General features: G+C 66.5%; 27 protein-coding genes. 17 read left to right on the top strand and 10 right to left on the bottom strand.

Annotation, left to right across the window (positions count from 1 at the left end; genetic code table 11):
* Positions 1–458: 458 nt before the first annotated feature.
* The 4 genes from BC102111_RS16940 to BC102111_RS16950 form a co-directional block, all read right to left on the bottom strand.
* Positions 459–968, bottom strand: a complete 510-nt coding sequence (locus BC102111_RS16940; protein ID WP_101624907.1) for a hypothetical protein — start codon at positions 966–968, stop codon at positions 459–461.
* A 47-nt stretch (positions 969–1,015) separates the two neighbouring features.
* A complete protein-coding gene (locus BC102111_RS16945) occupies positions 1,016–2,005 on the bottom strand; it encodes a hypothetical protein (RefSeq protein ID WP_146001453.1) in 990 nt (329 codons plus the stop codon).
* Between the two features lie 60 nt (positions 2,006–2,065).
* Positions 2,066–2,212 carry a hypothetical protein gene (locus BC102111_RS17860; protein WP_180960668.1) on the bottom strand — a complete coding sequence of 49 codons (147 nt, stop codon included), beginning with the start codon at positions 2,210–2,212 and terminating at the stop codon, positions 2,066–2,068.
* 496 nt (positions 2,213–2,708) lie between these two features.
* Positions 2,709–4,253 carry a recombinase family protein gene (locus BC102111_RS16950; RefSeq protein WP_101624909.1) on the bottom strand — a complete coding sequence of 515 codons (1,545 nt, stop codon included), beginning with the start codon at positions 4,251–4,253 and terminating at the stop codon, positions 2,709–2,711.
* A gap of 98 nt (positions 4,254–4,351) precedes the next feature.
* Between BC102111_RS16950 and BC102111_RS16955 the strand changes: the two genes are divergently transcribed.
* The 5 genes from BC102111_RS16955 (at position 4,352) to BC102111_RS16975 (ending at position 6,583) form a co-directional block, all read left to right on the top strand.
* Positions 4,352–4,633, top strand: coding sequence for a type II toxin-antitoxin system RelE/ParE family toxin (locus BC102111_RS16955; protein WP_101624910.1), 282 nt, complete (start codon positions 4,352–4,354; stop codon positions 4,631–4,633).
* Complete coding sequence (locus tag BC102111_RS16960; RefSeq protein WP_095375736.1) at positions 4,620–4,922, top strand: HigA family addiction module antitoxin; 303 nt, start codon at positions 4,620–4,622, stop codon at positions 4,920–4,922. The genes BC102111_RS16955 and BC102111_RS16960 overlap by 14 nt, the downstream gene beginning before the upstream one ends.
* A 3-nt stretch (positions 4,923–4,925) precedes the next feature.
* A complete protein-coding gene (locus BC102111_RS16965) occupies positions 4,926–5,480 on the top strand; it encodes a GNAT family N-acetyltransferase (RefSeq protein ID WP_101624911.1) in 555 nt (184 codons plus the stop codon).
* A gap of 63 nt (positions 5,481–5,543) precedes the next feature.
* The gene (locus BC102111_RS16970; protein WP_101624912.1) at positions 5,544–6,050 is read left to right on the top strand and encodes a DUF6998 domain-containing protein; all 507 of its coding nucleotides are present in this window, start codon (positions 5,544–5,546) and stop codon (positions 6,048–6,050) included.
* 155 nt (positions 6,051–6,205) lie between these two features.
* Positions 6,206–6,583 carry a hypothetical protein gene (locus tag BC102111_RS16975; protein WP_101624913.1) on the top strand — a complete coding sequence of 126 codons (378 nt, stop codon included), beginning with the start codon at positions 6,206–6,208 and terminating at the stop codon, positions 6,581–6,583.
* A gap of 60 nt (positions 6,584–6,643) precedes the next feature.
* Here BC102111_RS16975 and BC102111_RS16980 read toward each other — a convergent pair whose 3' ends face one another.
* Complete coding sequence (locus BC102111_RS16980; protein WP_095375740.1) at positions 6,644–6,913, bottom strand: DUF3263 domain-containing protein; 270 nt, start codon at positions 6,911–6,913, stop codon at positions 6,644–6,646.
* A 159-nt stretch (positions 6,914–7,072) separates the two neighbouring features.
* Positions 7,073–8,218 carry a glycerol dehydrogenase gene (locus tag BC102111_RS16985; RefSeq protein ID WP_101624914.1) on the bottom strand — a complete coding sequence of 382 codons (1,146 nt, stop codon included), beginning with the start codon at positions 8,216–8,218 and terminating at the stop codon, positions 7,073–7,075.
* Between the two features lie 114 nt (positions 8,219–8,332).
* Between BC102111_RS16985 and BC102111_RS16990 the strand changes: the two genes are divergently transcribed.
* Positions 8,333–8,542 (top strand): hypothetical protein, encoded by a 210-nt coding sequence (locus tag BC102111_RS16990; RefSeq protein ID WP_101624915.1) that lies wholly within the window; start codon positions 8,333–8,335, stop codon positions 8,540–8,542.
* 120 nt (positions 8,543–8,662) lie between these two features.
* The gene (locus tag BC102111_RS16995; RefSeq protein WP_232252571.1) at positions 8,663–9,886 is read left to right on the top strand and encodes a low temperature requirement protein A; all 1,224 of its coding nucleotides are present in this window, start codon (positions 8,663–8,665) and stop codon (positions 9,884–9,886) included.
* Between the two features lie 126 nt (positions 9,887–10,012).
* Here BC102111_RS16995 and hchA read toward each other — a convergent pair whose 3' ends face one another.
* On the bottom strand, positions 10,013–10,891 hold the full coding sequence (hchA, locus tag BC102111_RS17000) for a glyoxalase III HchA (protein ID WP_101624917.1): 879 nt from the start codon (positions 10,889–10,891) through the stop codon (positions 10,013–10,015).
* 162 nt (positions 10,892–11,053) lie between these two features.
* Here hchA and BC102111_RS17005 point away from each other — a divergent pair, with 162 nt between their 5' ends.
* The 3 genes from BC102111_RS17005 to BC102111_RS17015 all read left to right on the top strand — a co-directional run bounded on the left by BC102111_RS17005 (position 11,054) and on the right by BC102111_RS17015 (position 14,248).
* On the top strand, positions 11,054–11,602 hold the full coding sequence (locus BC102111_RS17005) for a GNAT family N-acetyltransferase (RefSeq protein WP_180960669.1): 549 nt from the start codon (positions 11,054–11,056) through the stop codon (positions 11,600–11,602).
* A 253-nt stretch (positions 11,603–11,855) separates the two neighbouring features.
* Positions 11,856–13,766: a potassium transporter Kup gene (locus BC102111_RS17010; protein ID WP_257957752.1), complete on the top strand. Its 1,911-nt coding sequence runs from the start codon at positions 11,856–11,858 to the stop codon at positions 13,764–13,766.
* An 83-nt stretch (positions 13,767–13,849) separates the two neighbouring features.
* On the top strand, positions 13,850–14,248 hold the full coding sequence (locus BC102111_RS17015) for a DoxX family protein (RefSeq protein ID WP_101624920.1): 399 nt from the start codon (positions 13,850–13,852) through the stop codon (positions 14,246–14,248).
* A 33-nt stretch (positions 14,249–14,281) separates the two neighbouring features.
* On the opposite strand, the gene BC102111_RS17020 is transcribed toward BC102111_RS17015, so the two are convergent.
* Positions 14,282–14,776 (bottom strand): mycothiol transferase, encoded by a 495-nt coding sequence (locus BC102111_RS17020; RefSeq protein WP_101624921.1) that lies wholly within the window; start codon positions 14,774–14,776, stop codon positions 14,282–14,284.
* 184 nt (positions 14,777–14,960) lie between these two features.
* Between BC102111_RS17020 and BC102111_RS17025 the strand changes: the two genes are divergently transcribed.
* Positions 14,961–15,647, top strand: coding sequence for an SDR family oxidoreductase (locus BC102111_RS17025; protein ID WP_101624922.1), 687 nt, complete (start codon positions 14,961–14,963; stop codon positions 15,645–15,647).
* Here the strand turns inward: BC102111_RS17025 and BC102111_RS17030 are convergent.
* On the bottom strand, positions 15,640–16,281 hold the full coding sequence (locus tag BC102111_RS17030) for a dihydrofolate reductase family protein (protein ID WP_101624923.1): 642 nt from the start codon (positions 16,279–16,281) through the stop codon (positions 15,640–15,642). The two genes, BC102111_RS17025 and BC102111_RS17030, sit on opposite strands and share 8 nt — an antisense overlap.
* 85 nt (positions 16,282–16,366) lie before the next feature.
* On the opposite strand from BC102111_RS17030, the gene BC102111_RS17035 reads away from it, so the two are divergent.
* Positions 16,367–16,855: a winged helix-turn-helix transcriptional regulator gene (locus BC102111_RS17035; RefSeq protein WP_101624924.1), complete on the top strand. Its 489-nt coding sequence runs from the start codon at positions 16,367–16,369 to the stop codon at positions 16,853–16,855.
* Between the two features lie 9 nt (positions 16,856–16,864).
* Here BC102111_RS17035 and BC102111_RS17040 read toward each other — a convergent pair whose 3' ends face one another.
* The gene (locus BC102111_RS17040; RefSeq protein ID WP_101624925.1) at positions 16,865–17,773 is read right to left on the bottom strand and encodes a carbohydrate kinase family protein; all 909 of its coding nucleotides are present in this window, start codon (positions 17,771–17,773) and stop codon (positions 16,865–16,867) included.
* A 226-nt stretch (positions 17,774–17,999) separates the two neighbouring features.
* Here BC102111_RS17040 and BC102111_RS17045 point away from each other — a divergent pair, with 226 nt between their 5' ends.
* The 5 genes from BC102111_RS17045 to BC102111_RS17065 are packed head-to-tail and all read left to right on the top strand — an operon-like array spanning position 18,000 to position 23,083.
* The gene (locus BC102111_RS17045) at positions 18,000–18,773 is read left to right on the top strand and encodes a DUF2695 domain-containing protein (protein ID WP_009374995.1); all 774 of its coding nucleotides are present in this window, start codon (positions 18,000–18,002) and stop codon (positions 18,771–18,773) included.
* Between the two features lie 38 nt (positions 18,774–18,811).
* Positions 18,812–19,912 carry a nucleoside hydrolase gene (locus BC102111_RS17050; RefSeq protein WP_009374997.1) on the top strand — a complete coding sequence of 367 codons (1,101 nt, stop codon included), beginning with the start codon at positions 18,812–18,814 and terminating at the stop codon, positions 19,910–19,912.
* Positions 19,887–20,738 (top strand): hypothetical protein, encoded by an 852-nt coding sequence (locus BC102111_RS17055; RefSeq protein WP_009374999.1) that lies wholly within the window; start codon positions 19,887–19,889, stop codon positions 20,736–20,738. Before BC102111_RS17050 ends, BC102111_RS17055 begins: the two co-directional genes overlap by 26 nt.
* Positions 20,739–21,551, top strand: coding sequence for an energy-coupling factor transporter transmembrane component T family protein (locus tag BC102111_RS17060; protein ID WP_009375002.1), 813 nt, complete (start codon positions 20,739–20,741; stop codon positions 21,549–21,551).
* A complete protein-coding gene (locus tag BC102111_RS17065; protein WP_063250991.1) occupies positions 21,548–23,083 on the top strand; it encodes an ATP-binding cassette domain-containing protein in 1,536 nt (511 codons plus the stop codon). The genes BC102111_RS17060 and BC102111_RS17065 overlap by 4 nt, the downstream gene beginning before the upstream one ends.
* Positions 23,084–23,086: the final 3 nt, after the last annotated feature.

A 23,086-nucleotide genomic window follows, 5' to 3' on the forward strand; every position in this document is an offset into this window, starting at 1 on the left:
GCATTCAGCGATTAACTACCGACCGCCCGTCGAGGTCCATTCCGAATGGATCAACCAGTCCGGGACAGAACCCGCGGCTGCTTAGGAAACCAAGAATAGGAGCCTCTACGAAACCCGGGGCTTGACACACCGCTGTCCGCCGCCCCTTCGTGGCTTGGCCCGTTGGTGCGACAAGGGTTTCGACAGCGTGCCGCAGGCCACCTGGAGCGACACCTCGGAGCGTAGCCTCATCGTTCAGTCGATCTCGGTTACGTCGAGTAATTTCTTTCGCCGTCTCGATCACCTCGCGGGCGTAGCGCACACTCTCGGCGTGATTGCCTGTCGGATCGTCCTTCTCCACGGTCACAGCCTCCAGAGCGTCGATACCGACACGGAGACACAGGCCGGTTTCGCGACTGCCAGGGTCGATCGCCAGTACCGGCGGCCATACTCGCGCTTGCTTTGCTCCAACCTCAATGTCAGGGGACATCCTTACCCTCCACATCCTCTTCGCTCTCTGCACGTCGGCCTGCGACATCGATGAGAGAGCTGATCAGGCTCGGACTGGCCACTGCGGCGGCAAGCGCGAGTCCGACAGCGAGAGCGACCCACGGACTTGCGATGACCGTCAGAATCGCGCTGAGGGCAGCGCGGGAGAGCAGGAACGCGGCCGTGTACGCCATGGCGATCAACGCATGAGCGACCACAGACCGGGTAGCGATCCAGCGAGAAAAATCGGACTGCAGCTGACGAACGAGGTTTGCGCTGCCTTCGAACTCTCGTGGAGCAACAGTCGCGAGGCCAACCCCCAGCTGTCGCATGAGGGTGACGATGAAGAAGGCGGAGCCAGTGGCGGCGAGGTCGAGCATCCCAGCCCGGGAGAGCGCCCATGCCAGCGAGAAGAGGGCACCGACAAGGAGAATCGTTCCGGCGACATGCCAGATATGCGACGCGCCAGCTGATCGATTGATGACTGCTGGGAGGATCATGTTCGAGGTCCTTTCACGAGGTTTCTGTCGTAGGAGGCCGGCGTCCCCTAGTTCGCACGGCGAAGCGGTAGGACGGTCGCATCAGCCGCCTGACTTGTCTCGATCTCGGCACCAGCGGCCTTGAGCATGCTGAGCACCTGCGCTCGTGCGTCCGGCCCGTCAGGGATCTCAACAGTGGCCACCTCCCCGCCGTCCAGTCGGATAGTGATCGGTTCCATGACGTACTCCTCGGTCGTGCCGTTACTCATGTCGTGTGCCGCGTTACGGGCCGAATCGCGATCAGCGTTACTCATGTCGTGCGGCGCGTTACGCGCCGGACTCCGATCGGCGTTACTCATGTCCGGCGGGGAATCGTGCTCCTCGTTACTCATGGCCCCGTAGGGGCACTGACTAGAGACCCTGAGCAGACGGGCCAGGCCCGGGGTGTCCCAGGTGAACATCGACGCGCGGCCGCTACTTTTCCCGCGGCCCGGCCGACCTCGTTCCACACAGCGGATGAGGTCCTCGGCCTCCAGGCGTCGTAGCGCCCGCTGAGCAGCCATTGCGCTAGGTAGGCGGGTTGCCGTCATCACGTTGCGGACTGGGATTGCGGGTGTGGTTGTTCCGATCTCAGCCGCGGTCTCAAGGACGTGGCGGAGAACAAGCAGCGCGCGGTCGTCAAGCGGCCAAGCTGATCTCTCTAGCGAGTCCAGCTGGTCCAGGCGCTCCTGAGCGGCTTTGCGGATGTCTGCGCCGGTCAACGAAGGCCTCTCCGCGATGTAACCCTTGGCCTTCGTCCAGGCGCTCTGTAGGTCAGCGGTGACGGCGCGTGCAGTTCGCGGCATTTTTCGATGGTCGAGCTGGACCTGTCGGAACAGCAGGCTCTGCGGCTCTCGTAGGGTGGAGACCCACATGTCGTACGTCCAGCCCCTGTTCTGCCAGGACATCGCAGTGGAGATCAAGGCGCTGAATACCGCGCGGCTTCCGCGCTGCTTCAGACGCTCCTTGCTTACGCCGTCGCGAATCAGGTCGACGCCCCGTGCGCGTTGCTTCGTCACGTCACTCACTCCCACCGTCGTCAGCGGGGAGGAGTGCCCTCAGGAGGGCAGGCCTTGTGGTCATGCCGCCACCTGTCGCTCGCGGGTCACGGCGGTCTGGGAGAGCAGCGCGCGCAGCTCCTGAAGCTGGTCGTCGTTCAGCTCCGGCCAGGTCGCTGCCTCGGCCTCGGCCGCTTTGCGGATGGCGGCTCGGCTCTGCTCATCCATGTCGGCCACGCCTCGATGCGGTGTGGGCCTTCTCGTCAATCGCGCTGATGAGCGCGGCATGACTCTCGTGGTCTAGGACGCCTGGAATCGCATCAACTGCGTCGATCGCGCGTGCTACTGCGAACTTGATGCGCAGCGTCTTGACTGTCGACTCGCTGTCGCCATTCTTAACGGCATTTGCAAGTTTCGACTGCGCGATTCGAGAAGAAGGAGAAGACATGAGATGTGCGCTTTCTGCCTCTATTGAAATAGAGGCATAGGGCATGTTTCATGCAGGCCCAAAGGGCCCGCAAGCTCTCTCCTTCTTGCCCTCTCAGGTTACCTCGTCCTGAGGGGTGGAGCAAGCATCACTCCTGGTCAGAAGCTTGCTTGCGGTGGTGTTGGGGTGTGTTACTTTCGAATTCACCAGGGCTTTCATGGCTCCAATGAAGCGCAAAAATTATGTGGCACGCGCCGTTGCGTGTCGCCGCTGAAGTTCGGGAGAGGCTCCTCGGTATCAGGCCTGCGCTCTCGGTGTGATCGTCACGGTGCTGGGATTGAATCCCTTCCGCCCTCGAGGGTGCGCGTGGACGTGCACCGTGCAGAGTGCTCGAATCACCGATCGTCGAGTGCCAAGGTCAGCACCATCAAATGCCGCAACTGGATCGGTTGAGTCAAGGACGGTGTTGAGCCCGGTTCCCGCTGATAGGCGAGACCGCTCGGCGTCGAGCGCGGTGATGGCCGCCTCGGCCTTGTCGCGGATGCGCTTGAGGTCGCGCCCCTCGATGATCTCCGCGTCGTAGTCGGACTGCGCTCTGGCGATCCTGCCCCGATGTGTCGTGATCTCGTCGGAGATGACCCGAAGGCGCGGGTTGTCCGGCGCTGCGACGACGCCACTGAGGTCCGGTCGTGCAAGGCGCGCGCGGATTGTCTCGACCACGTATGAGTCGATGTGCTCGCGCAACCGCATCACATGCCCCTCGCACCGGTATCGCAGGCCGTGTGCACGCAGTGGCTTGCCGCATACCTCCCCGGTGGCCGGGTCTTTCCAGCCGCAGAGGTACAGGCCGGACCCGAGATGGCGGCGGTCGGTGCCAGCGCGGTTCGTTACGCGGCTTGGATCGTCGAGGCGGTCCTGAACTGCCCACCAGGTGGCCTCTGGAACCACGGGGTCCCACTGGCTGCGCACGGGCTCTCCAGTGTCAGTGCGCAAGATGGTGCCGCGCCATGAGCGTCGCTTCCCGCCGTCAGGCTTCACGGAGGCTGGAGAGTACGTCGAGTAGCCGGCATATCGCGCGTTTCGAAGGATGCCGAGGACGGTCGACGGAGGCCAGTCTCCATCTTCTGGTACTGGTCGTGGAGGCAGTCCGTCCGCGGCTCGCTTCTCATTGCGCTCTAGAGCGAGGGTTCGGGTGTGGCGGGGGAGTGGTGGCACGCTGGGGATGTCGGGGCCGGTCTTGCCGGAGAGCGCCGCTGCGATCGCCCGTAGGGAGGCTCCGGCAGTGAATGCCTGATAGATGGCCGCGACTGCCTGCGCCTCATGGGCGATGACCTCTCCCTTGAGGGTGTAGCCAAGTGGGCGTACGCCTTTCGGCGGGCGCCCCTGCTCTGCACGCTGCCGTTGGGCACGACTTTGTCTTTCGCCTTTGACCGCGATCTCGCTGCGTGCGATGGCTGAGAAGAGGTCTGCGCTGAGGCGCCCCGCCGCGGTGGTGCAGTCGATGTCGGAGCCCTTGACAAAGGTCAGGAGTATCTCGTGACGCTGCGCTGTCTCGATGATGCGCACCCCGTCCGCGCGGTTCCGTTCCAGGCGGGGCCATTCCTGTGCGACGACGACGTCGATCAGCCCTCGCTCGATGTCGGCGAGCAGGCGTTCGAAGGCGGGGCGCTTCGTGCCCGTACCGGAGATGTCGTTGTCCTCGTAGACCCCTGCTGGAGTCCATCCTCTAGCCTTGATGAGCGCCTCGGCGTCCTCCCTGTGGCGGTCCACACCCAGGCGACGGTTCTCGCGATCCTGAGAGATCCGCAGGTAGACGGCGGCCCGCCGAGGCTCAGCACTCATGGAGTCAGTCTACGTCAAAGGTTATTCGGCTACGGAACGTGGTGGAGTTCCGGTTTAACGTCTAGCGTTATTGACGGGTCGCGTTATATACTGCTCGTGTGATCAGATCGTTCGGGAGCAAGGAGACCGAACGGCTCTGGCGTCGTGAGCGCGTGCGGTCGATCGATCCGAGGATTCATCGGGTCGCATTGCGCAAGCTTCGTCAGGTGGGCTCAGCTGAGGTGCTCGAGGACCTCAGCGTTCCGCCGGGCAACCGGCTCGAAGCGCTCAAGGGTGATCGCGCCGGGCAGCACAGCATCAGGATCAACGACCAGTGGCGGATCTGTTTCGTATGGACGGACGCCGGACCAGAGGAGGTGGAGATCGTTGACTACCACTGACAAGATCGAACCGATCCACCCAGGTGAGGTCCTCATGGAGGACTTCATCGAAGGGTTCGGGATCACCCAGAATAAGCTCGCCGTGTCGATCGGAGTGCCGCCGCGCCGGATCAACGAGATCGTGCACGGCAAGCGTGGGATCACGGCGGATACCGCATTGCGGCTCGCGAAGTATTTCGGGACGTCTCCGGAGTTCTGGATCAATCTGCAGAGCCACTACGAATTGGATCGTGCGGAGGACGCCGCGGGCGAGCAAATCGCGGCGATCACCCCGCTGCGGGTTGCGTAGCGCGTGCGGGACATTGCGATCAATGTCATCGCGCACGCCGAGCTGACCCCGAGCGACTTCGTAGGGCTACGCCGGCTCTTCGACGCCGTGTACCTGGACGACTTCGGCGAGTGGGATCCCGACATGCCTTACGGATATGCGCCGCATGCTGTTCATGTCATCGCGCAGATCAACAGCGAAATTGTCGGTCATGTCGGCTGGTCGAGACGGAGGGTAAGCGTCGGCGACGGCGAGGTCGAGATAGCTGGTGTCGGGGGTGTGCTGATCTCGGATGTTGTGAGGCGTGAGCGCGTCGGGAGTCGGCTCATGGCCAGTGCTGCGCAGTCGATGAAGACGGCCCGCGGCATCGCTTTCGGTTATCTCGGCTGTCGCGAAGAAGTGGTCTCGTTCTACACCTCGTGCGGCTGGACTCGGATTTCTGCTGCCGAGCGTTCGATCGATAGGTCAGGCCGGCCGAGCCAAGACCCGCCCGGGCAGCCCTTGCTGATCCTCCCGGTCGAGGTTGAGGTCGCCGCTTGGCCGGGGGGTTCGGTCGACCTGCGCGGTCGCGCATGGTGAGCAATCACGAGAGGTTGGTATGTATCGGGACGTGGTCGATTTAAGGTCCAATAAGGTGTGAGAATGAGCAGCCAGTCAGAAGATCCGGAGATCGACCTCACCCGGATGGGGGTGCGATCACTTCTCAGGCTCGAGGCTGGTATCGTTGCCGAATTCAAACGGCGAGGCCTTGTCCGCACGAGTAACAAACCTTTGGGTGACATCGCGGAGCAGATCGTTCTTCGGGCTCGCGGCGGCGTGCTTGAGCCGAACTCGACCAAGTCACACGACGTCACGACACCTACCGGCGTGCGTATCCAGGTCAAGGCAATGGGCTCGCGATCGGCCGGTGTCTCGGCAAAGTTCAGTCCATTCCGGAGTTTCAACTTCGATACAGCCATCTTCCTGATATTCGCGGCGGGGTCGTTTGACCTCATGCTCGGTCGCGAGGTCGCCGCCGCCGACGTTGACGCCATTGCCCGGTACAGCGCGCACACCAACGGGAAGCAGCCGTCGTTGTCGCAGATTCGCACTCTCGGTGACGATGTCACTGACGAAATGCGGACCGCATATCTGGCGCTCGACCTATGACGATTGGGTGGGAGTCAGAGTCAGCCATGCGAATTTCCACCGTCTGAAGCGTGCAAAGAAGTAAGCACTACGGCTAGCAATGGTGCGCGTCCTTCCAGATTGCTTCTGCGGAAGACTGAACTCGATCCGCATCCACCACCCGCAAGGAGCCTCTCATGTCCGACAGCGCGACCGCACTCATCCGTGCCCTCACTGACAACTTGCAGCAGGCGCCCGAGGAGTGGACGTCGCTGTCAATGGTCCTCGGCTTCGACGACGAGAAGGTCAACAGCGCCCTCGGATTCGTCTTCGATGCGGAGGGCATCGACACCGGGGTGACCGCATCACCGTATGAGCTCAGGTCGGCAGTCAAGGAGTTCACCGACGACAGGTATCGGGCGGGGGAGGCGCTGCCCGTCGGTCTGCTCCTGCAGTTCGACCGTGAATCGGGCAGGTTTGAGGTGACGTTCGAAGACACCGACCGTGACCGATGGAAGGTCATACCGGCCAACTTCGACTCGATCGCCGACGATCTCCGGCCGACGTTCGACTGATCCGCTGATGGGGCCGACGGGTCGGGCCCTCGGGCGATCCGGCTGCAGGCGGGGCCCCGGCTACGGCAGGAACGACCTCCACCGGCGCTTCTGCCGCTCGAACGCGAACCGCTCCGCCCGGAGGCGCCGGATCCGATCGACGACGGCAGGGGCGTAGCAGTACGCGGCGTCCGTGTCGGCGAGTCCCTCGAGCACCGCAGGGTAACGCTCGACAGGAAGGTCGATGTGCTGGCACAGTCTCAGGCGTGCCGCCGTCGACGGCTGCGAGCGCTCGAAGTCGAGGATCATCCGATCGTGCGCGGAGAGTTCGTTGACGGTGCCGGGTACCACGCGCCCCAGTCTCGCAGGACCGGTGGCTGGGCCGCCAACCCTGCAGGCCACGGGCCCGACGCCGCATCAGCTACGGCCCCGGGCCCGACCAACCAGCCCTGCCCTACCGGACCCCGCCGACTAGCCGAACCACCCAGCCGGCCAACCGCCTCAGCCCCCTCAGTGCCCCTTCGCCTCGTACTTCTTCGGCTCGGGCAGTCCGCGCTCGGCACGGACCCTGCGCGAGACGGCTTCGACCGCGCGCAGCGCATCGACGACCATCTCCGGGGTCACCGGGAACGGCATGTTGTGGATCGTCTCCTCGGGCACCGTCGCGGCCTTCGCCACCGCCTGCAGCTCCTTCACGTCATCGGGGGAGAGCCCCACCTCGGTGAGGGTGTTGGGCAGACCGACACGGGTCGTGAACTCGATGAAGTCCTCGATCTCGTCGCTGTCGGCGCCTTCCATGATCAGCTGCGCGAGGGTGCCGACGTTGACCTTCTGCCCGTGCGCGAGGCCATGCGTCTGCGGAGCCGCGGTGAGCCCATCGTGGATCGCATGTGCGGCAGCGAGCCCACCGGCCTCGAAGCCGAGGCCCGACAGCAGGGTGTTGGCTTCGACGACAGCCTCGAGCGCCGGCGTCACGGTCTTCGCCTTCACCGCGTCGAGGGCGGCGAAGGCGTTCTCGTGAAGGATCTCCCAGCTCAGGTGAGCCAGTGCCGTACCAGCCTGGGTCGGCCGTCCGCCGGACATCGTCTCGCCGGTTCCGCGCGCCGTCGCCCTCGCCTCGACCCACGTGGCCAGCGCATCGCCGATGCCGGCGACGAGGAAGTTCGCCGGGGCGTTGGCGACGAGCTGGGTGTCGATGAGGACGAGGTCGGGATTCTTGTGGAAGAACCGGTACTCGAGGAACTCGCCTTCTGCCGTGTAGACGACCGACAGGCCGGACGTCGGTGCGTCTGAGGAGGCGGCCGTGGGAATCGAGGCCCACTTGATGCCGGCCTTGTGCCCGGCAGCCTTCGCTGAGTCGATCGCGGACCCTCCGCCGAGCCCGACGATGACGTCGTGGCCGCCCGACTCGATCGTCGAGACGAGGCCATCGATGGTCTCCGGGGTCGCGAACCCGCTGAACGATTCGCGCACGACATCGAGTCCCGCCTCGGCGAAGCTCGACTCGAACGTCTTCTCAACGAGCCCCCACACCGTGTCATCGGCGATGAGGAGCGGTTTCGAGCCCAGCGGCTCGAGGTAGGTGGGAAGCTCGGCGAGGGCGTTCTTGCCCTGGACGTAACGGGATGGGCTGGAGAATGCGTACTGAGTCGACATCGATCGGATCCTTCCGTCGTCTGACCGACCGGTGGGAACGGCGACCAGAGCAAGGTGTCTGCTCACCGACACCGGCATCGGATCGCTCCGTGCCCGGAGCGCACCGCCAGTCTATTGCGGCTTCCGATCCCGACACCAATCGGCAAGCTCACTTCCCATGCGCCCCTCGCCGAGGCGGCAGCCCTCCTTCTCCTCCTGCCCCGCCTGCGGACCAGCGAGGCACAGACGAGTCAGCTGGTCGGCCCGGTCATGGGCGTGAGCCTGCTGGCGTTCGCCACGGTCTCCGTCGTCGTCTTCGCCCTCGCCGTCGGGGCACCGTGGTGACACTCCCATAAGCCTCGGCCCGGATCGAGGAGCGGGTCGGAGTGCACCTCGGCTCTCGTAATGTATCGATCTTCGGTGATCCTGTATCGAAAGTAGCCGCAGGGGGCTATGATCGTCGCCATGACAGCGACTACGACGCCCTTGACACGGTCCCGCCTGGTCCCCATGCGCCCACGCGACCCCAACGAACCCTACCGCTCGGCTTCGACTCTCGAGCTCTTCTTCGACCTCGTCTTCGTCGTCGCGGTCTCCATCGCCTCGGTGAGACTCGCCGAAGCGCTGTCCGAGGGCCACGTGGCCGACGGGATCCTCGACTATCTCATCGTCTTCTTCGGCATCTGGTGGGCGTGGATGAACTTCACGTGGTTCGCCACGTCGTTCGACACCGACGACTGGCTCTACCGACTGTTGACGATCGTCCAGATGGGCGGTGTGCTCGTCCTCGCCGCAGGTATCGGCCTCGTCTTCGAAGAGCACAACTTCACCGTCGTCATCATCGCCTACGTCGTCATGCGCCTCGCCCTCGTCGCCCAGTGGACCCGCGCCTCCTTGTCGGCTCCTTCGGCACGCAGCACGTGCCGGATCTATGCGATCGGGGTGAGCATCGTCCAGGTGCTCTGGCTGCTCACCCTGCTTCTGCCCGGCAACGGATTCCTCATCGCCATGCCCATCCTCATCCTCGCCGAGGTCGCTGTCCCCGTCATCGCCGAACGTGCTGGACTCACCCCCTGGCACCCGCACCACATCACCGAGCGCTACGGGCTCTTCACCCTCATCCTCCTCGGCGAGAGCCTGCTCGCGTCGGCGAACGCCATCATCGAGGCCATCCAGGACGCCGATGCACTCGGCCCGCTCATCTCCATGGCCGTGCTCACACTCGTCGCCACGGCCGCTCTGTGGTGGATCTACTTCTGGCCGCCGCACCACCGTTCGATCAGGGGCCTGCGCAACTCGCTCGCCTACGGTTACGGCCACTACTTCATTTTCGCCGCAGCGGGCGCCTTCTCCGCCGGCATCGAAGCCGAGATCGCGGTGATCACCGATCACAGCGAACTCGAGCCGCCCTTCGCCTCGTTCGCCTACACGATTCCCATCGCCGTATTCATCCTCGGAGTGTGGGCGCTCGCGATCCGGCCGAACGCCGACCGGATCGTCAACGTCGCAGTGCCCGTCGGCGGCCTCCTCGTGCTCATCGACCCGCTCATCCCGGTGCCGTTCGCGCTCACATCTGTCATCCTCATCGGCATCGTCGTCGTCCTCGTGTGGTGCCCGCCGCTGAGGGGAGACGAGGAGGACGACGGGATCGACCAGCTCCCGGAGAGCGGCGAACAGACCCGGTCCTGACCGCCGCCGCCCAGCCCAGTCCTCGGTGACATTTCGGCCCTGAACTCACTGACAGCCCGGACAGGCACCTCGTGCCGGCCCGGGCTGTCGTCGCCGGCGCCGATCACAGAGCGAACCGCCGCGCCCTCAGCTCCCGAACTTCTCGAGCAGCGCCTGCACGGAGTCCTTGCCCAACTGGTTGGCCGCGAGCGGGCTGTCGCCGGTGAGGAGGTTCCGGTCGCGGGTCGTCGCGCCCGTCATCTCCGTGTTCTCGACGACGATGCCCGCCTTCTCCAGGGCTTCGCCGAGCGCCCACGGCATCTTCCCTGGCAGGTATCCGATGTCGATGTTCGCTCCCTGATCGAGCGAATCGGGGAACGCGACGATCCGGTACCCGGAGAACGGGTTCTCATCCCGCCCGACTCCGGAGGCGAGGAGTCCCGCCGGTCCGTGGCAGAGGGTGATGATGAGCCGGTCGTTGTCGAGGAAGTAGTCGAGCGCCTCACCGAGGACGGCGCTGTCGGGGATCCCGTTCATCGCCCCGTGCCCACCGGGGATGAAGATCGCGGCGTAGTCGTCGAGCCCCTGCTCGATGACCTCGGCGAGCCTCTTCGGGTCCTTGAACTGCTCCTTCGTCGCCTTCCACGCTGAGCCCACCGCTTCGTCGTCCTTGGGATACGCCCACCATTCGAACTTCCCGGGCTCACCGCTGACGGTGGCGATGTCGATGCCGTAGCCCGCCTCGGCGATGTGGTGGAGGGGCAAAAGCGTCTCCACGGGATGGTTGCCGGTGGAGAAGAACGTCTCGTTCTGCATGAGCATGTAGCGCTCGTCGGTGGCGATGACGAGGACCTTCCACCGCCCGCCCGTGTACTTCTCATCAGTGCTCAGCCCATCGAAGTCCGTGCGGTCCGCCGTGTACTGGGACAGCGAGTACGGGGAGGGGAAGTAGGCGTTGTTCTCCGCCGGGTCCGGTTTCGGCTGGCGGTCGTCGTCGGAGGTGGTGGTCTGCGTCGAATCGGTCATCTCGTTCCTTCCGTCGCCGGTGCCGATGCACCGGACTTCTCGCCGAGGTGGCCCTCGGCCTGATCATGCAAGCGCGCTTGCCGTGGTGGTGCCGCCCAACCTATGCCAGGCGGCGGCAATGCACAAGGGCGGTCGCCTGGCCGCATGTGGCACGATGAGGTCATGCCTGTGCTGACACCGACGTTGGTGACCGAACGCCTGCGCCTGCGCCCCTTCACTCGTGACGATTCCGACGACCTGTTCGCGCTTCAGTCCGATGCGCGGGTCCTCGAATTCTGGGATTCGCCGCCGTGGAGGGACCGGACGATGATCGACCGGTTCCTGGCCGGCTGTCAGACGATGGCCGATGAGGGCACCGGTGCACGTGTGGCCGTCGAGCGTGCCGAGGACCCATCGTTCATCGGCTGGTGCACCTTCAACAGCTTCAACCCTGACTTCCGCAGCGGATCGCTCGGCTACTGCTTCACCGAGGAGTCCTGGGGGCACGGATACGCGACCGAAGCCGCCAGAGCGGTGCTGAGCTGGGCCTTCGAAGCCTTCGACCTCAATCGAGTGCAGGCGGAAGCCGACACCCGCAATGCAGCCTCGGCGCGGGTGCTCGAGAAGCTCGGCTTCCGGAGGGAGGGAACCCTGCGCGAGGACTGCATCGTCGACGGCGTCGTCTCCGACTCGTGGGTGTTCGGTCTGCTCAGGCGCGAGTGGAAAGGTTGAGCGAAGGCGGCGGTTCTGGGATGAGCGGAGATTTCCATCACGGCGACTGGCAGCGCACGCCCTTCGACGGAACACAGGGGCTCTTCGTCATCGAAGCCCGCGCACTATGACGAAGACAGCACAGTCGGGTTGCAGTGCGGGCCCGAATGTGACCAACCATTGAAAACCGCGGGGGAGAGTGCAAGGATCACTCCTCGTGGGAGGCGATTCCGGAGGGGACCCCGCGAGTCCTCGAGCGCAGGCTCTGCCCGATTTGGAGGAGCCGCGTGATCACCCGCGCCACACGACGCCTCTGCCCGCGCTCATGCTCGGCGCGCTCGGCATCGTCTTCGGCGACATCGGCACGTCTCCGCTCTACGCCCTGCAGACGGTCTTCAGCATCCACCACAACGAGGTGGCCCCGACCGAGCAAGACGTCCTCGGCGTCGTCTCCATGGTCTTCTGGTGTCTCACCCTCATCGTCACCGTCGCCTACCTCGGCTTCATCCTCCGCGCTGACAACAACGGCGAGGGCGGGATCCTCTCACTGGCCGCGCTCATCAAGCGGAAGCTCGGGTCGACGTCGTCGCGGGTCAAGGTCGTCATGGTGCTCGCGATCATCGGTGCCGCACTCTTCTACGGCGACTCCCTCATCACTCCGGCCGTGTCCGTGCTCAGCGCCGTCGAAGGCCTCCATGTCGTCAGCAGCGACCTCGGCCCCTGGGTGGTGCCGATCGCCGTCGTCATCCTCACCAGCCTCTTCGCCGTGCAGCGCTGGGGGACCGGTTCCATCGGGCGAGCCTTCGGACCGATCATGCTCATCTGGTTCCTCGTCCTCGCCCTGCTCGGCACACCGCAGATCTTCGCCAACCCGACGATCCTCCGGGCCCTCTCGCCGACCTATGCCGTCGACTTCGCCGTCGACCGCCCGATCATCGCCTTCATCGCCGCCGGCGCCGTCGTCCTCGCCGTCACCGGTGTCGAAGCGCTCTACGCGGACATGGGGCACTTCGGGCGACGCCCGATCGTCATCGCCTGGCTGAGCATCATCTTCCCCGCGCTCATCCTCAACTACTTCGGGCAGGGGGCGATGATCCTCGCCGACCCCACGACGATCGAGAATCCGTTCTTCCGGCTCGCCCCCGGCTGGGCGCAGATGCCGCTCGTCATCCTCGCCACCGCCGCGACGATCATCGCCTCCCAGGCCGTGATCTCCGGAGCGTTCTCCGTCTCCCGTCAGGCGACACGTCTCTCCCTGCTGCCTCGTCTCAAGGTCATCCAGACCTCCCGGCAGGAGAGCGGCCAGATCTACGTGCCCGCAGTCAACGCCATCCTCTTCGTCGGTGTGCTCGCGCTCGTGCTGTCCTTCCGGTCCTCGCAGGCGCTCGCCTCCGCGTACGGTCTCGCGGTGACCGCCACCCTCCTCCTCGAGCTCTCGCTCTTCCTCCTCCTCGTCCTCGAGGTGTGGAAGTGGAGACTGCCGTGGGTCGTCCTCACGGGCCTGACGATCGGCGGCGTCGAGTTCGCCCTCTTCTCCGCCAACGTCGTCAAGATCGCCGCCGCCGGCGGCTGGCTGCCGCTGGCCATCGCCGCAGTCCTGGTCACGATCATGCTCACGTGGAAGAAGGGCTCGGCGCTGATGTTCGGCCGACGAGCCGAGATGGAGGGCCCGATCGAGGACTTCGTCGACGAGATCGGCCGCGCGCCAGTCCTTCGCGTGCCCGGGGTAGCCGTCTACCCGCACGGCAACCCCGGCACCGCCCCGCTGGCGCTGCGCTCCAACGTGGAATGCAACCACGTCCTCCACGAACACGTCGTCATCGTCACGATCAAGAACCTCGGCGTTCCCCACGTCCCACACGATCAGCGGGTCCTCGTCTCGGACCTCGGTCGTTCCGACGACGGGATCGTCCATATCCTCTACAGCATCGGGTTCAACGACTCCCAAGACGTCCCGAGTGCCCTGCGGCAGGCGGTCGGCAGGACACCGGAACTCGACTTCGATCCCAAGTCGGCGATGTACGTCATCTCCGTCTTCCGCATCGAACCCGGCAGCGGCACCGGTATGCCGCGCTGGCAGAAGAGTCTCTTCCGCACGCTTGAGAAGGCCTCGGCCAACCGCACCCAGGTCCTCCACCTGCCCCCGGATCGGACGACGGTGATGGGCGAGACCGCCGAGCTCTGAGGACGCCCGTTCGGCGCCCGAGGGCACGAGTACACTCGGTCGGGTCAGCCCAGGAAGAGTCCAGAGCAGAAAGGCACCTTCCCATGATCGAAGTCCCGGCACTGGTCGTCGGTGTCGTTCTCCTCCTCGTCCGCGCAGTGCTCGCCTTCACCTTCTTCCACGAGTCCCTGCTCAAGCTCAAGGACGTCAGAGCGTTTGCGAAGAACGACGGACTCCCGCTCCCGCTCGCCTGGTTCGTGCCATTGGCCGAATTCGCCGCAGCGCTCTCCTTCGCCACCGGTGTGCTCGCGCAGTGGGCGGGCATCGGCGTCGTCGTCCTCATGCTCATCACCATCACGATGCAGAACTTCCGGTGGCACAGCAGGTACTGGGCCGCCGACAACGGGTGGGAGTACGACCTCTTCCTGCTCACCATGGCTTCGGTCATCGCCGTCTTCGGAGCCGGACCGATCGCGATTCCCACCCTCTTCGGCATGGGCTGAGCCGCCATGGGCTGAGCCGGCAACCGACCGTCGTCAGTGGAGCTGGCCGGCGGCGTACGCCGCCTGACCGATGTGCTGAGCCGCGTCGTCGACGATCGAGACGAGCCGCACCCCGCGCGTCACCGGCGGATTCCAGCTGTCGTCGATGACGGCGTCGAAGTCGTCCGCCGAGAGTCCGTTGGCATAGTCGATGAGTGCACGCAGGGCGGCACTGAGGTAGTCGACGAGCAGACCCTGATCGTTGACGACGATCTCCGCCGCCTGCCCCGGAGTGTGCCCGTAGCCGACCGTGTCACCGATCTTTCCGAGGTCGAATCGGTCGCGGTAGTGCTCCCAGACCTGCGGGTTCCCCGTGAGGTCGGAGAGCTGAGCGTCGACCTCGCGGCCGATGTGCCAGAGCAGCCAGGCGACCGAGTTGGGGTGGGAGCCCGGATGGGCGTTGAGCTCTTCGGGCGTGAGGGTCGGGAGGCCCTTGGCCGCATCGATGGGACGCTGGGCGAAGTCGGCGAACAGCTCGTTGATGGTCATGGTCCCATTGTGCTCTGCCGACACGCGGTTGTCAGGGTCGAATCGCCCCGAACCGGGCGTACGCAGCCGACGGACCATCGGACCGCGCGAGCCACGGACCGGTCCTGCCGCCTCGGCGAGGGAATAAATCAACGCCGCTTGCGGCTGTTGTGGGCATCACCGATCGTCAACGAAGGAGAAGCACATGTCGGATCCAGATCGCGTCGTCATCCTCGGCGGACACGGCAAGGTCGCCCTGCTCGCAGCCCCGAAGCTCACCGCCGCGGGCTTCGCCGTCGACTCCGTCATCCGCAACCCCGATCAGGCCGCCGACGTCGAAGCCGCCGACGCCCATCCGGTCGTCCTCGACATCGAGACCGCTGACGTCGATGCCCTCGCCGAGGTGTTCGCCGGGGCCAAGGCCATCGTCTTCTCCGCGGGCGCCGGGGGAGGAAGCCCCGAACGGACGAAGGCCGTCGACTATGAGGCGGCGAAGCGGGCCGTCGACGCCGCCGAGAAAGCCGGAGTCAAGCGCTTCGTCATGGTCTCCTACGCCACCGTCGGCATCGACCTCGACCGCATCGACCCGTCGAACTCCTTCTACCCCTACGTCGAGGCCAAGCACGGCGCCGACGCGTACCTGCGGGAGAGCTCCCTCGACTACACGATCCTCGGTCCCGGCCGGCTCACGCTCGACCCGTCGGCGGGCGAGATCGTGCGCGCCGATGAGCGCGGCGACATCGACGGCCGGGCCCCGGCCGAAGGGCAGGGCGTGACCTCCCGCGAACTCGTCGCCGACGTCATCACCTTCGTCATCGCCGAGGACGCCGCCGTGCGCGAGACGGTGAACTTCTACGACGGATCGGTTCCCGTCGCCGAGGCGCTCAGCTGATCCGATTGCACAGCCGGTGGGTGAGCCCGCTCTCCGTGCTCACCGATTCGAGACTGAACCGGTCGTCCAGCACCTCGGGGTTCTCCCATAACCGCACGCCCGTGCCGAGGACGACCGGCACGGTCACGGTGTGGATGAAGTCGATGAGGTCGGCGTCGAGGAATTCTTTGACCGAGGTCGGACCGCCGCCGAGCCGGACATCGAGTCCCTCGGCGGCGGTCTTCGCCATCTCGAGCGCCTCGGCGGGGGAGGCGTCGACGAAGTGGAATACGGTGCCGTTGGCGAACTCCATCGGCTCCCGGGGGTGATGGGTGAGGATGAAGCAGGGCGTGCGGAAGGGCGGTTGCTCGCCCCACCAGCCGCGCCATCCGTCGTCGGGCCACGGTCCCGTCTGCGGTCCGAACTTCCTCCGGCCCATGATCTCGGCCCCGATGCCCTGACCCCACATGCTGAACAGCGCCCGGTCGACGGTGACCGGCGCGTCGGGTGCGCCCTGGACGCCGTCGATGACTCGCCCGTCGAAGCGGGAGAAGAGCGCCCGGGCCCCGCCGATCGGCTCGTCGAAGGTGACATAATCACCGGCGGCAAAGCCGTCGAGTGAGACGAAGAGATTGTGCACGCGTGTACGGACCATCATTGCTCCTCAAGCGGTTGGCGGGGGTTGTGGGTCCAGCGTAGGATGATGCACTTGCAAAGTGCAATCACCTGAGGGAGGGAAAGTGGCCAGACAACCGCGGTCGGGGTGTGCGATCAATGCCGCCGTCGAGGTGCTCGGCGACGCGTGGAGCCTCATCGTCCTCCGCGACATCGTCTTCGGCGATCGGCGGCACTTCCGCGAGCTGCTCACGCAGAACAATGAGGGCATCGCCTCGAATATCCTCGCCGACCGGCTCCGGCGCCTCGTCGCCGAAGGGCTGCTCACCCGCGGCGATGCTCCTCGCGGGCAGCGCGTCACCTACACCCTCACCGAGGCGGGGATCCAGACCGTGCCCGTCATGGTGGCCCTCGGCGCGTGGGGGATGAGCCACAGGGAGACGAGCCCCGAGCTGACGATCCGCGCGCGCATCCTCGCAGACTCGCCCGACCTCGTCGCCGACCTCATCGACGAGCTGCGCGAGGTCCATCTCGGCACGCCGCGCCCTGATCCGGCGCGGCCGCGTGCCTCCGAGGTCCTCCGGCGTGCCTTCGTGTCCGCTGTGGGGGAGTGAGGCGGAGGCTCAGACCGACTCGCTGCCCCGCCGGTCCTCGACCTCTCGCTTCCACGGCAGGTCCGCGCCCGCACGGCTGACCGTGATCGCGGCAAGCCCCACCGCGTTCTCGCCGAGGCGGGTGAGCTCCTCGCGGTCGAGTTCGGCCGGCGCGCCCGTCGCCCTGCAGAGATCGTGGAGGAGGGAGACCATGAATGTGTCCCCGGCCCCGATCGTGTCGACGACGTCGGCCCGCCGCGCGGGGACGTGCACCGTCGCCGAGGCGGTCGCGAGGATCGCCTCGTCCCCGCCGCGGGTGAGGGCGACGAGTCCCGCCCCGAGGTCGAGGATGTGTGCGATCCTCTCCTCGTGGGTGCGGTCCGGGTAGAGCCATTCGGCGTCGACGTCGCTGAGCTTGACGACATCGACTCTGGCGGCGAGTTCCTCGAATCGGGGCAGGGCCGCTGCCCGGTCGCCGATGATGGAGGGGCGGATGTTCGGGTCGAAGGTGATCAGCGCCGTCTCGTCCCCGCGGTCGTCGAGGAGGCTGTCGATCGTTGCGGCGCCCGGCTGGAGGAAGGCTGCGATCGACCCGATGTGGACGGCGTCCCAGGCCCCGCCGGTGATCGGCGAGGGGTCGGGTGCCCAGCGCAGATGGAAATCGTACTCGGCTGAGCCGTCGGCCGAGAGCACGGCCCGTGCCGTCGACGTCGCCCCGCGTGGAGTGGCGTGGACCGTGACGTTCGAGGCGCGCAGGTGCGCGAGGACGAAGCCGCCGTGGAAGTCGTCCCCGACGTCGGTGAGCAGGGCGACCTCGTCGCCGAGGCGGCCGAGGCCGAGGGCGACGTTCGCCGGCGCCCCTCCCGGGGCGTACCGGTCGGCGGCATCCGGGGTGGTGACGATGTCGATGAGGGCTTCGCCGATGACGAGGATGGTCATCTCCTCAGTGTATGGAGCGGCGGTGGTCGTCGACGCCGGTTCCTCAGATCGCGCGGGGACCGCGCCCGATGCGCTGTCCGGGGCAGCGGCCGGTGCGCTGTCCGGGGCAGCGGCCGGTGCGGGCGGCTCGAGCAATCGCATACGGGGGAAGGAGAATCGGACGCGACTCGAAACTCCCTGAGACCTGAATCTCTCTCATGTCAGTGCCGGATGGCAACGTGAGGTCATGGACAACATCACGGAGAACCCAGAGATCAGGCAACACTACGACGACGATTCAGAGTCTCGGTTCAACCCCCTGCCGGGGGAATGCGTCGTCTGCTTCGTCCATCGACAGCTCGGAGAGTTCGGGTGCGACGATACCCATCGCTTCGCCGAGCGCTTCCGGGAGCAGACGGCACCGAGGGCCACCGCACTGATCCCGCGACTGCGGGGAATGGGAGCAGAGCACTGCGACTGTCAATTGTTCCGCGAAGTCTTCACTTTCGCGCCACGGCCGCTGCTGGCTCGGGGCATCTTCGCCGCGAACATCGGCGGCCGGTTGGATGCCGATGAGCTGACCGACATCGGAGTGTTCGCTGACCCGAGAGGGGATGGACGCGGCATCGGATACAGCCACGTGAAGACGGGCCGAACCGTCGATCAGTTCGTCTGGTCGGACCGGCGTGCGTACATCGACACCGCTGGGTACGACGACGGAGTCGGATTCCCCGGCATGGACGGTGACGCCGGATACGCCGACATCGGCGGTTTCGCGGAGGACGAATACCCGTTCGGGCGTGGACGAGTCGACGCCCCGACACCGGCAGCGATCTATCTCTGCTGCCAATATGTTCGGCGAGGCTCCACCCAGCCGTGCGGAAACTGGCAGCGGGGCAAGCGACCTCCACGCTGGACCACACCGACTGGACCGGGCTGGGGAGCGGAGTCGTGGAACCCCGAGCCTCCGGGATGGTACACGGAGCCACCGGAGGAACCCGGCGTCCGCGCTCCGTTCTGAGAAGCCAGTGCCTTTGAGCGGTCCGGCAGAATGGACGCATGATACTGCCGCTCTTCCTCGACTGTGACCCCGGCATCGACGATGCAATCGCCCTCGGCTACCTGCTCTGTCAGGACGACATCGATGTCGTCGGCATCGCCGCCTCGGGCGGGAACGTTCCCACCGCGCAGGTCGTCGAGAACACGCGGAGATGGCTCACGCTCGCCGGACGCGACGACATCCCCGTCCACGCGGGCGATGCCCTGCCGCTGGCTCGCCAGAGATCAGCGGCCACACAGATTCCATCCGGATCGGCGGTGGGGGAGCCCGACACCGCCGACATCGAGTACGCGGACCTCACCCACGGCCAGACCGGTGCCGGGTACGCCACTCTGCCGGAACCGACGGTGCCATTAAGCGCCACCTCCGCGGCGCAGGCCTGGGTCGATGCCGCGCGGGCCCACCCCGGGCGGCTCATCGGCGTCGTCATCGGCCCCTCGACGAACCTCGCGCTCGCCCTCGCGATCGAACCCCGCCTGCCTCACCTTCTTCGGCGCCTGTTCATCATGGGCGGGGCCTTCAACTACCGCGGCAACACGCACCCGACGACCGAATGGAACGTCACCTTCGACCCCGAAGCGCTGGCGACAGTCCTCGCCTCGTTCGACCGTGCCCGCAGCGAGGACCCCGACCTGGCGCTGCCCGTCATCGCCCCGATCGAAGCGACCGAAGCCGTGGCGATGACCCCCGAGCGCCTCGCCGGCATCCTCGACACCGATGCCGACCCGATCTGGCAGGCGTGGCTGGAGCAGATGAGCGAGGCTCTGCGGTTCTACTTCGAATTCCACGACTGGGACGGACTCGGCTACCTCGCCCATATCCACGACCCCTTCGTCCTCGCGTGCGCCCTCGCGTGGGCACGCACCCCCGACCAGCCGGCAGACAACCTGCCCTGGGCCACGACAGCGACGGCGCCGGTCGACGTCGAACTCACCGGTACACTCACACGAGGCGAAACCGTCGCCGATTGGCTGGGGCGGTGGGGGAGGGACCCGAACGTCGAGATCATCCGCACGATCGATGCCGACGCCTTCCTCGACCACCTCGGCGCCACCCTCAAGGAAGGACCGCACCATGATCGACCACAGCCCAACACGTAGCCTCTCTGGGCAGGGGCCAGCCGCACCGACTGGTCCCGGACAAACCCGCATCCCCGCACTCGCGCTCACCCTCACGCTCCTCGGCACGCTCGTCATCGTCACGACCTACCTCGCCGTTCTCCTCACCCAGCCTGCGAACCTCGGCATCGATCTCGGCCACACCACTCTGTGGGTCATGGTCGGCTACCTCGTCGGCGGCGGCCTCCTCGCGGCAGGCACCCTGCCGCTCATTCCCCGCAGCACCCTCGCACTCATCCCCGTCGCGATCGCCCTCAACATCGTCATCGGCCAGATCGTCGGCACGATGACCACGATCCCGCTCTACCTCGACTCCATCGGCACCGTGATGATCGGCGTCCTCGCCGGTCCTGCCGCAGGGGCCTTCACCGGAATCCTCTCGAACCTCATCTGGGGAGTCACCCTCAACCCCAGCGTCATCGCCTTCACCACCGGAGCCGCCTTCATCGGTGCCGCCGCCGGATGGGCCGCCCGGCTCGGCGCCTTCCGCACTCCATGGTTCGCCGTCCTGGCCGGAGCGATCGCCGGTGTGCCCACCGCGGCCCTCGCCGCCCCGGTCGCCGCCTACGTCTTCGGCGGCGGACTCGGGACGGGCACGGGGAGCGTCGTCGCCATCCTCCAGGCCACGGGCCAGGAGATGCTCGCCGCGACCATCGCCCAGAGCCTCTTCTCCGATGTGCTCGACAAGGCGATCATCTTCGCTCTCGCCTACGTCATCGTCCGTTCCCTGCCCAGGCGGATCCTCGACCGCTATCCCTTCACCGGCCACAGCCTCTCACGCCGTGCCCGCGCCGCTGACCAGCGCTGAATGAGCTCGTCGGCTCTGACTGAGACGGGATCCCGGCGCCTGCACCCGGCCACCGAGATCATCGTCCTCGGATGCGCGCTCGTGCTCGTGTTCGGGATTCCGTCCCCGGTCATCCCGCTCATCGTCCTCGTCGGGTCCGCTGTCGCGGCAGTGGCCTCGCCGACCGTGAAAGTCACGACGTGGGCGGCGACTGTCGCCGCCCTGTGCGTGCCGATGCTCATCGTCGTCGGCCTCGTCCAGGGCCTGTTCTACCCCGGCGCCGAGGTCCATGTGCTCTGGCAGGCCGGACCCGTGCGGTTGAGTGTCGAAGGGCTCGCGATCGCCGTCCAACTCTGGCTGCGGGTGACGGCGCTTGTCGCCCTGTGCGCGGTCATCGGCCTCGGCAGCGATGCGGCGAGACTCTTCGACGGTCTCATCGCCCTGGGCCTGCCGGCGTCGATCGCCTACGTGTGCGCGTCCTCGCTCAACCTCATCCCTCTCGTTCGTGGCCGGGTCCGAACGGTCCTCGACGCCCGCGCTGCCCGCGGCTGGGCTGTCGACCGCTGGTCCGTGCGCGTCCGCCTGCTGCCCGGCATCGTCACCGGACTGTTCACGTCCCTCCTCGTCACCGTCGACCAACGACACGAGGTCCTCGACCAGCGCGGATTCGCGGCCTCCGACCATTCCGTGTCCCTCCAGGACCATTCGGACAGTCATTGGCAACGCCTCCTTCGCCGAGGCGGTCCCGTCCTCACGCTCATCCTCATCGTCCTCTCCGTGATCGGTCTGCTTCCCCTTCCAGGTGCCGAAGAGATGCTCGGAGGACTGCGATGAACGTGCTCGACCTCAGCGGAGTCGACGTCACCTGCCGCGGCGTCGACCGTCCGGTCCTGGCAGGTCTCGACCTGCGCCTCGGCCCCGGTGAGATGCATGCGGTGCTCGGCCCACAGAACTCCGGAACGTCGACACTGTGTCGGTTGGCCGTCGGGCTGCTCGCCGACCGGGGCACGGTCCACGGTGAGGCACGCGCCGTCGAAGACGCCGTCATGCTCGGCGACGACCCCGAGGCGCAGCTGAGCGGGATGGCCAGCCGGGTCGGGGACGAGGTCCAACTGCCGAGCCGCCTGCGCGGACGTGACCCGGCGACAGCACGGGCTGCCGCGCAACGGGCACTGGTGTCGCTCGGTGTCGGCGCGCTGTGGGACCGTCGACTCGAGACGCTCTCTGGAGGGCAGCGACAGCTCGTCGCCCTGGCCGGTCTTCTCGCCCTGGAACCGGCGCTCCTCGTCCTCGACCAGCCGGGGCTCTCCCTCGACCCCATGATGCGGGCCGGTCTCGTCTCGGCGCTGGAGGACCATCGCGCCAGCGGCGGCACCGTGCTTGTCACCGGCCACCAGTTCGACGAGGTGGTCGCCGCCTGCAAGGCGATCAGCCTCCTCAGCAACGGACGCATCGCAGCGACGCTCGAGCCGACAGAAGTGACCCCGCATGCGCTGGCTTCTCACGGCGTCTGGAGCGCTCTCCCCACGATCACACCAGCTGGTGGGTCGACGAATCCAGAGCGGGTCGAGCCGGAGCCGGCTGGGTCCGCGCAGGCGAAGCCATGGCCGAATGAGACAGATACGGCAGAGGCAGTACCGGTGGAACCGGGAGCGACCATCCGGCCTGTGCTCTCGGTCAGCGGACTCCGGGTCGAGCGCAGAGGCGGTTCGGTGCTCGACGGTCTCGACTTCGACCTCCATCCCGGAGAGTTCGTCGCCCTCATGGGCGCCAACGGCGCAGGCAAGTCGACGATGCTCAGGGCGCTGCTCGGTCTGCTCGAACCCGGGGCAGCGGTCACGGGCGCGATGACGGAGCACCACTTCGGCGAGGACATCGCGCTCACGGAACTGCCGACGCATATGAGGGCCGCCCATCTCGGGTGGGTCGGCCAGGACCCGGGAGCCCAGCTGTCGGGTGCCACCGTGCGCGATGAACTTCTGCGAGCGGCTCCGCTGCCACCGCACCGACGCCGCGACCGGGAGGCGGTGCGCAGGCAACGGGAGGAGGCGGTCGCCTCGGCGCTGGAGTCCACCGGACTCGCCGGCGTTGCCGGGACCCACCCCTTCGACCTGGGGACTGCCCGACGCAAGGACGTCGTCATTGCGTCATTGCTCGTCACGGCCCCGCCGATCCTTCTCCTCGACGAGCCCACCCAGGGCAGGGATGATGGGGACATGAGCAGGCTCACCGGTCTCATCGCGGGCTTCCTTCGTGGGGGAGGCGCTGTGCTGGCTGCGACCCACGACGAACGGTGGGCGGGAACGGCGCACCGGGTCGTACGCCTCGAAGCGGGCAGACTCACCGAGCGGCGAAACCGGCCATGAGCA

Origin of the sequence: Brevibacterium casei CIP 102111 (assembly GCF_900169275.1) — a bacterium.
Taxonomy (GTDB): domain Bacteria; phylum Actinomycetota; class Actinomycetes; order Actinomycetales; family Brevibacteriaceae; genus Brevibacterium; species Brevibacterium casei.

Coding starts and splice junctions, on each gene's coding strand:
- BC102111_RS16940 (WP_101624907.1), bottom strand. CDS start 968: ATGATCCTCCCAGCAGTCATCAATCGATCAGCTGGCGCGTCGCATATC.
- BC102111_RS17860 (WP_180960668.1), bottom strand. CDS start 2,212: ATGGATGAGCAGAGCCGAGCCGCCATCCGCAAAGCGGCCGAGGCCGAG.
- BC102111_RS16950 (WP_101624909.1), bottom strand. CDS start 4,253: ATGAGTGCTGAGCCTCGGCGGGCCGCCGTCTACCTGCGGATCTCTCAG.
- BC102111_RS16970 (WP_101624912.1), top strand. CDS start 5,544: ATGAGCAGCCAGTCAGAAGATCCGGAGATCGACCTCACCCGGATGGGG.
- BC102111_RS16975 (WP_101624913.1), top strand. CDS start 6,206: ATGTCCGACAGCGCGACCGCACTCATCCGTGCCCTCACTGACAACTTG.
- BC102111_RS16985 (WP_101624914.1), bottom strand. CDS start 8,218: ATGTCGACTCAGTACGCATTCTCCAGCCCATCCCGTTACGTCCAGGGC.
- BC102111_RS16995 (WP_232252571.1), top strand. CDS start 8,663: ATGACAGCGACTACGACGCCCTTGACACGGTCCCGCCTGGTCCCCATG.
- hchA (WP_101624917.1), bottom strand. CDS start 10,891: ATGACCGATTCGACGCAGACCACCACCTCCGACGACGACCGCCAGCCG.
- BC102111_RS17005 (WP_180960669.1), top strand. CDS start 11,054: ATGCCTGTGCTGACACCGACGTTGGTGACCGAACGCCTGCGCCTGCGC.
- BC102111_RS17015 (WP_101624920.1), top strand. CDS start 13,850: ATGATCGAAGTCCCGGCACTGGTCGTCGGTGTCGTTCTCCTCCTCGTC.
- BC102111_RS17020 (WP_101624921.1), bottom strand. CDS start 14,776: ATGACCATCAACGAGCTGTTCGCCGACTTCGCCCAGCGTCCCATCGAT.
- BC102111_RS17025 (WP_101624922.1), top strand. CDS start 14,961: ATGTCGGATCCAGATCGCGTCGTCATCCTCGGCGGACACGGCAAGGTC.
- BC102111_RS17030 (WP_101624923.1), bottom strand. CDS start 16,281: ATGGTCCGTACACGCGTGCACAATCTCTTCGTCTCACTCGACGGCTTT.
- BC102111_RS17040 (WP_101624925.1), bottom strand. CDS start 17,773: ATGACCATCCTCGTCATCGGCGAAGCCCTCATCGACATCGTCACCACC.
- BC102111_RS17045 (WP_009374995.1), top strand. CDS start 18,000: ATGGACAACATCACGGAGAACCCAGAGATCAGGCAACACTACGACGAC.
- BC102111_RS17050 (WP_009374997.1), top strand. CDS start 18,812: ATGATACTGCCGCTCTTCCTCGACTGTGACCCCGGCATCGACGATGCA.
- BC102111_RS17055 (WP_009374999.1), top strand. CDS start 19,887: ATGATCGACCACAGCCCAACACGTAGCCTCTCTGGGCAGGGGCCAGCC.
- BC102111_RS17060 (WP_009375002.1), top strand. CDS start 20,739: ATGAGCTCGTCGGCTCTGACTGAGACGGGATCCCGGCGCCTGCACCCG.
- BC102111_RS17065 (WP_063250991.1), top strand. CDS start 21,548: ATGAACGTGCTCGACCTCAGCGGAGTCGACGTCACCTGCCGCGGCGTC.